This is a genomic window from Brachyspira sp. (assembly GCF_050873525.1).
Lineage (GTDB): Bacteria > Spirochaetota > Brachyspiria > Brachyspirales > Brachyspiraceae > Brachyspira.
The window spans coordinates 1-6,620 of record NZ_JBNMIZ010000152.1 but is presented as its reverse complement, the minus strand read 5'-3'; the positions used below and the strand labels follow the sequence as shown (position 1 = coordinate 6,620).

The window sequence follows — 6,620 nt, the reverse complement described above, 5'->3', positions numbered from 1 at the left end:
ATTAATAATAATGCGATTAAAGATACAATTTTAGCACTTGACTTGACTTGACTTGACTTGACTTGACTAACGAATTTACAGTAATTTTTGTTGTTTTTCATTTTTTGCCTCCAAAAAATTTATTTAAGGTATTTATATTATAGTATATTTTTTAGAGTTTGTCAAGCGAAATATACAAATTATTTATTAATATATTGAAATTAATTTTTAGATATTATTTATAAATCGCTATGAAATAATATTTGATTTTTTTAATATATTGATATAATATAAACATAATATTAGAAAGACTTTATTAAATTAATAAATTATAATTTTATAGCTATAGATAATGAAAAAAACGATTTTTTTATTTTTTATAATATTTCATACTTATTTATTTTCCCAAAGTATCGATAAAGAAATAACGGATAGATATGTTAAAGAAAATATCGCCGTTTTTGAAATCGAAGATGTTTCAACGGAATATAGAAAAGATTTAGGAAAAAAAGTTACTTCGCTTATAGAAAATTCATTAACGAGAATGAATAGATTTAATATTGTCGACAGAGCGAATTTGGATAAATACTTAAAAGAAATGGAACTTCAATTAACGGGAATTACCGAAAAGCAGGTTATAGAAGTTGGAAAAATTTACGGCTACAGTAAAGCGATAACGGGAAGAATAACTTCGGCAAACTCGACTTTTGATTACGATATTGAAACGGGAAGCGGAAATATTTATGCGAATGTAGATTTGATTTTGCAAATAGTCGATGTCGAAACTACGAAAATATTATATTCTTCAAAAATTTCTGGTTCGGCATATTACACAATAAGCAGATATCCTTCTATAGCGTTGAGAGAAGCGGCTTTAGACGAAGCATGCAACGATTTGGCTATTCAAGTGGAAAGCAAAATGAAAAATGTTTTTAAAATCATTTTGAAAATATCCGACATAAAAGACGGAAATGTGATTTTATTTGCGGGAAGCAAACATGGAATAAATAAAAATACGAGATTCAAAGTTTATTCAAAAGCGGAAGATATAGTTTTGCCTTCGGGAAATATTATTGAAGGAGAATATAAAGAAAAAGGAACTTTAAGAATAAAAGATTTGGGAAGAGAATATTCGATTGCAAAAATATCGCGAGGAAACAATATTCAAGCGGGAGATATAGCGAGAGAAACTCATATTGGAAATTTTTTGATAGGATTCAATATTAATTATTCCTCTTATAAAATTAAACCTGTTCAAAAAACTTATCAAGGCACTACAAATAGCGGACAGTTAAATATTAATCTAAATAAAAACGATTTCGCTTTGGGAATGCATTTGAAAATCGGATATGAGAATAATATATTTTCGCCCAATTTGAGTTTTGGATTATTATTCGGCGACTTTTTCAAATCGAGCTACGGAATCGATATAAGATTTAATTTTGATATTAATGTCAATATTTATAAAGAAGTTGTCAGGTTTGTGTTTATTCCGCATCTTGGAATCGGAGTGACTTTTACCGATATTGGAAATGTGAGCGGCGGCGATTATTATATCGACAGTTATACTTCAATTCCAAACGAATCTAAAATTACATCGAACGATATTCTTTTAGGATTGGGGCTTATGGCGGTGATTCAATATAATATAAAAGACACTTTAGGATTTAATTTCGGAGTAGGCTATAGACTTTATACCAATCCGATTAATGCGGGAACTTATTATGACGGAAACAGTTTTCAATTGCCCGAAAAAATTAAAACGGTTAATTTGACGGGATTTGATTTTATGATAGGAATATACGGACTTTTATAATGAGATTTTATATAATAATAATATTTTTAATAATAAGCAGATTTGCATTCGCAGATTTTTATTTTTCCGATAAGGCAAAAGATTTAGGAACTAACGAAACTAATCAAGCGCCAATTATTGAAGAAAATCATGAAGTCAGTTCGGAATATTCCATAGACAGAAATAATACGAACAATATAGATAATTCAAATAATTTGAAGATTACAAATAACTCGATTTCTTTTTTTGAAATGAGCGGAACTAATATTATAAATCAAAGCGGAGTCATTACTTCTCCCGTTGAAATAGAAAATCCTTATAGAAGCCATCCTTTCAGATATACGGAAGTTACTTTTATATTGTCAAGTTTTTTGTCATACACTTACGCGTCTTTTTTGGTATTCGGTTTGGACGCTCTGGAAAATACCTTCGTTCAGCCTTCTACTTCTGGACGAGCGAGATATAAATCTTTATGGATTTCGACAACTATATTTGAAGTGACTGCGGGCGTAATTTTTGGAGTCGCGGTGGCTTACGACAGTTATCAGAGAGTTTACGGAAAGAAAAAAGAGGGAATGAGTTTTAATTTCGTCCCTTATTACGAACCTATAAATAGAGACGCTGGATTTATGTTTTCTTTAAGCTATCCTTATTAGCGATTTAATTTAGCCGTTATTGATATTTTGATTGGAAGAATATTTTTGTTTGTTAAAACAGATTATAAAGAAAATAACCAAAACTGCGAACGATAAAATAATTATTCTTTTTACATTTATATTTATTTCTTTTTCGGAAGAATACTTTTGAACGGGAGCTGCGGGAATATCTTTAACTTCTTCGTCTTTAATTATTTTAATTATTTTTTCGTTTTTTGAACTATCCAAATATCCGAAAGTTTTTGCGTAAGAAAGTATATATTCTCTGTCGGTTTTTAATCTTTCTATATTGTTGGTAAGCCTTATTTTTTGCCTGTTTAATTCGGCTACTTTTTCTTTTCTAATTTTTAGAAGTTCTTTTTTTGAATCGATATTTCTAAAACCTTTAGGACTAAAAACGAATATAAATACGGTAAAAATTATTCCAATTAATATCGTTCCGTAAAAAATTCCCGCTTTCAGCCTAATATTAAAATACATAAATTACAACCTTACAAAATCTATCATTGATTATCGGAAGGTTAGTCTTTAAAATTAAGAATCGCGATTTTAAATTAATTTGAAAATAAATTATTGTCTGAGCGATTTAATTTTTATAAATATCAATTCCGATAATTAATTATATTCTTAAAATAAATTTCTAAAAATCAATAAATTCAATTTTCAAATTTTCAAAACAAAAATAAAAAAATAATAAAGCGATTTTAAATTATTACGAAAATAAAAAAGAATAATTATATTTTTTATCGGCGAAAGTCGTAAGGAGATAAAAATGAGAGTTACAGAACAAGCCCAATTTAATAGAACGGTTAGCAATATAAAAAGAAATTATACCGAGTTGGAAGCATCTCAAACGAGATTGTCGACTGGACAGAGAGTGCAATATCCTCATCAAAATGTTACTTCAACGATTAATTCAATTTATTATAGAACGAGAATGTCATCTTTGAATAGATATCAAAATAATATTGTGGACGGAAAAGAAAGATTAAATGTGGCGCATGATTCTATGAGTTCTATAACTCAAGCTTTAGCGAGAGCGAGAGATTTGGCGGTTCAAGGAGCGAACAGCACTTATTCGGCGGAAGATAGAAATAAAATGGCTATGGAAATAGAAGAAATGCTTGAAAGAGTTTACGATATTTCAAAAACTCAAAGCAAAGGAGAATTTATATTTTCTGGAACGAGCGTAAAAACCGAACCTTTCAGAGCTTTTTATTCGCATGACGAAAAAGCGGGACGCTCAATAATAAAATCCGTTATGTATGAAGGAGACGCTAATAAACAAAATAGAGAAGTGGAAAACGGGCAGTATATGAATGTCGGAACTCCGGGAAATTATATTTTCTGGGGAACTAATATGGAAATAATGTCAACTACGGATGCGGCAAATTATATAGCTTCGGAAAATCAGGATATTATGATAGACGATTTGACGATTAGAATTAAACAAGGCGACAATATCGAGGCTATAGTGGAAAGAATAAACGATGCGAACGGAAATGTCCGAGCTAGCATAGGAGATTTGAGAGGCGGCGCTAAAGTAATACAATTAAGAACTTCGACTCCTCATAAAATACTTTTGCAGGATTTGGCGGGCGGAACGGTTTTGCAGGATATAGGTTTGGTTAGAGCGGGAGCGGGAAATACTTACGAAAATAATTACGAACCGAGCGCTTTGGTGACGGGAAAATCCGTATTTGAAACATTGATATATTTAAGAGACGCTATGCTTAACGATGATGTCAGAGCGATTGGCAGCGAGGCTTTAGGTTATATCGACAGCGCAATAGATAATGTTCTTACGGTTCAGGCTAACGCTTCTTCAAAAGTGACAAGACTTGATATGGGGCTTACGAATTTTGAAGACCAGAAATTGGCAATAGAAGAGGCTTTGGCAAAAAACGAAAATATAGATTATGCCGAAGAAATTGTTAATTTCAATTTGTGGCAATACGCGCATAACGCTTCTTTACAAACTGCGGGAAGATTATTAGGCAGAACTCTTATGGATTATTTAAGATAATAAATTTTATAATCATATTTTTATCTGCATATTTTTATTTAATCAAAGGAATTTAATTTATGCCTGAAATAGAATCCAGAATATTGGGTAAAATAGAAGTTTCCGATAAAACTCTCTATCATCTTGACGGAAGCATTTTGGCTTTTGAAGATTATGATGAATTTTATCTCGTCAATATGGACAGCGAAGGAACTTATAAAATACTTCAGTCTAAAGACGATAAAAATATTTGCTTTATACTTATAGACCCGTTTTTAGTATTTAAAGATTATCAGCCCGATATACATGACGAAGATATAAAATCATTGAGTATAGAAAGCGAATCGGATATATATTTATTAACGATAGTAACGATTCCAAACGGCGATTTGAAATCCATGACGGCAAACCTTATAGCGCCGATAGTTTTTAATATTAAGAATCATAAGGCTAAACAATGCACCGCTTTGGGAGATAAATATTCCACAAAGCATTTTATACTGTCCGAAGATGATAATGAACATGATAAAAAGGGAAAAAATTAAATATGCTTGTGCTTTCGAGAAAAATTAATCAAAGTATAGTCATCGGAGACAATATAGAAATAATGCTTGTCGATATAAGAGGCGACCAAATAAAACTCGGAATAAACGCTCCGAAAACCGTTAAGATTTTTAGAAAAGAAGTTTACGAAGAAGTTGAAAATCAAAATCGCGAAGCGGCAAAATCCACTATAGAAGAATTAAATATTTTAAGTTCGTTCGTTAAAAATAAACTTGGAAATAATAAAAACTAAAATAATAAACTAATTTCCGCGCCGATTTTTGATTCATATCCGAAATAACTAGAAGCACCTCTCGGTTTACCGTATCCGAATTTCAAGGCTATAGAATATCTATAAAATTCTATTCCCGCGGCAACATTAACCGATGCATGCCAATTTTCTTTTATCAATTCCAATCTGTCTTTTTTATCCAAAATCGCGCCTACATTTATTCCCGTTATAAAATTAATTTCTTTATATATTGGCAGTCTATAATCAAATCCCGTGTGAAATCTAAATAACTGCGGACTATTTCCAACCGCGTTATAAGAAAATTCTATTCCGCCGTATATTGTGAAACGATTTATATAATAATAAGTCGAAACGGAGGCGAACTCATAACTGCTTCCGCTTTTTATATGAACATCGCCCTTAAATCCGTCAACCAAATGTGTCGATTGATGATACATTGGAATAAATCTTATTTTCAAATTTATTCCCGTAAGATTTTGAAGCCATAAATCCGCAAATAAATCGAACTGCCCCGAAAAATCGTAAACATCGAATAATCCGCTTTTTCTTCCGAGTATTGAAATTTCCATTCCAGCGCCCATTCCAACCGAAAAATATTTATTTCTATAAAACATTATTTCGCTTGCAATTCTTCCTTCGATATATACGGCAACCGATTTGAAATCCCAATTTGCTTCGGGAGAAATTGTCATTAAATTCTTTTCAACATCGAAATTTTTGGCAAATAATAATCTTCCGATAAACGCTCTCGGGTCCTGCCAGCCCATGTAATATTTGTCGACTTCGTAAACTCTGAAAGGATTTTTAAATTCGTAATCCAAATTTGTCTGGGAATATAATTTTGAAAATAAAATAAAAGACATTAATAAAATTCTACATATTTTGAATAATATATTTTGCGTTTTTGATTTTTCTAAAATATTCATAATTCATAAAATCTCTCAATTAAAAAAGTGATTATGTAATTATATAAGAATAATAAAACTTGTCAATAAATATTAGTCTTTTTGTATTGCTTCGCATTAGAAATGTTAGCAATGACATTTAAATGACGCCGTCATTACGAGGATTTGTCGCCGTAGGCGTGCCTTTGGCAAAAATCCGAAGTAATCCAATTAAAATAGAATTTTATTTTAAAATTTAGTTTTATTAATAGTAGATTGCCACGCTTTCTTGCGAAAGCTCGCAATGACAGATTAATTAAAAATTTCAATGACATAATTTTTTTATTTTAAACCATTGACAAATTTTTAATCCATGCTATACTTCATTAAAAATTATTAAAGTTGAGAAACAATGAAATATAAAAATATCATAAATAAACAATACTGTAATTTTGTTAAGCAAAGCAAAGCAAAGCAAAGCAAAGCAAAGCAAAGCTTGTATTGT

General features: G+C 30.6%; 7 protein-coding genes. 5 read left to right on the top strand and 2 right to left on the bottom strand.

What is annotated here, in order from left to right; translation table 11 throughout:
• Positions 1-331 precede the first annotated feature (331 nt).
• Together ACR0QS_RS09715 and ACR0QS_RS09710 are read left to right on the top strand one after the other, a co-directional pair.
• Positions 332-1,795, top strand: a complete 1,464-nt coding sequence (locus ACR0QS_RS09715) for a CsgG/HfaB family protein (RefSeq protein ID WP_432633247.1) — start codon at positions 332-334, stop codon at positions 1,793-1,795.
• Positions 1,795-2,430 carry a hypothetical protein gene (locus ACR0QS_RS09710; protein ID WP_432633246.1) on the top strand — a complete coding sequence of 212 codons (636 nt, stop codon included), beginning with the start codon at positions 1,795-1,797 and terminating at the stop codon, positions 2,428-2,430. Before ACR0QS_RS09715 ends, ACR0QS_RS09710 begins: the two co-directional genes overlap by 1 nt.
• 9 nt (positions 2,431-2,439) lie before the next feature.
• On the opposite strand, the gene ACR0QS_RS09705 is transcribed toward ACR0QS_RS09710, so the two are convergent.
• Positions 2,440-2,910: an FtsB family cell division protein gene (locus ACR0QS_RS09705; protein ID WP_432633245.1), complete on the bottom strand. Its 471-nt coding sequence runs from the start codon at positions 2,908-2,910 to the stop codon at positions 2,440-2,442.
• A 292-nt stretch (positions 2,911-3,202) separates the two neighbouring features.
• On the opposite strand from ACR0QS_RS09705, the gene ACR0QS_RS09700 reads away from it, so the two are divergent.
• Genes ACR0QS_RS09700 through csrA form a run of 3 tightly spaced genes read left to right on the top strand, consistent with a single transcriptional unit; the run spans position 3,203 to position 5,231 of the window.
• On the top strand, positions 3,203-4,456 hold the full coding sequence (locus ACR0QS_RS09700) for a flagellar hook-associated protein 3 (RefSeq protein WP_432633244.1): 1,254 nt from the start codon (positions 3,203-3,205) through the stop codon (positions 4,454-4,456).
• Positions 4,457-4,515: 59 nt separating this feature from the next.
• The gene (gene fliW, locus ACR0QS_RS09695; protein ID WP_432633243.1) at positions 4,516-4,980 is read left to right on the top strand and encodes a flagellar assembly protein FliW; all 465 of its coding nucleotides are present in this window, start codon (positions 4,516-4,518) and stop codon (positions 4,978-4,980) included.
• 2 nt (positions 4,981-4,982) lie between these two features.
• The gene (gene csrA / locus ACR0QS_RS09690; RefSeq protein ID WP_432633242.1) at positions 4,983-5,231 is read left to right on the top strand and encodes a carbon storage regulator CsrA; all 249 of its coding nucleotides are present in this window, start codon (positions 4,983-4,985) and stop codon (positions 5,229-5,231) included.
• Here csrA and ACR0QS_RS09685 read toward each other — a convergent pair.
• Entirely contained in the window at positions 5,228-6,094 is an 867-nt protein-coding gene (locus ACR0QS_RS09685; protein WP_432633248.1) for a hypothetical protein, read from the bottom strand. The genes csrA and ACR0QS_RS09685 overlap by 4 nt on opposite strands.
• Positions 6,095-6,620 lie beyond the last annotated feature (526 nt).

Bases quoted from the DNA above. Each gene is read 5' to 3' on its own strand.
- fliW (WP_432633243.1), top strand. From the start codon at position 4,516: ATGCCTGAAATAGAATCCAGAATATTGGGTAAAATAGAAGTTTCCGAT.
- csrA (WP_432633242.1), top strand. From the start codon at position 4,983: ATGCTTGTGCTTTCGAGAAAAATTAATCAAAGTATAGTCATCGGAGAC.
- ACR0QS_RS09685 (WP_432633248.1), bottom strand. From the start codon at position 6,094: ATGTCTTTTATTTTATTTTCAAAATTATATTCCCAGACAAATTTGGAT.
- ACR0QS_RS09700 (WP_432633244.1), top strand. From the start codon at position 3,203: ATGAGAGTTACAGAACAAGCCCAATTTAATAGAACGGTTAGCAATATA.
- ACR0QS_RS09710 (WP_432633246.1), top strand. From the start codon at position 1,795: ATGAGATTTTATATAATAATAATATTTTTAATAATAAGCAGATTTGCA.
- ACR0QS_RS09715 (WP_432633247.1), top strand. From the start codon at position 332: ATGAAAAAAACGATTTTTTTATTTTTTATAATATTTCATACTTATTTA.
- ACR0QS_RS09705 (WP_432633245.1), bottom strand. From the start codon at position 2,910: ATGTATTTTAATATTAGGCTGAAAGCGGGAATTTTTTACGGAACGATA.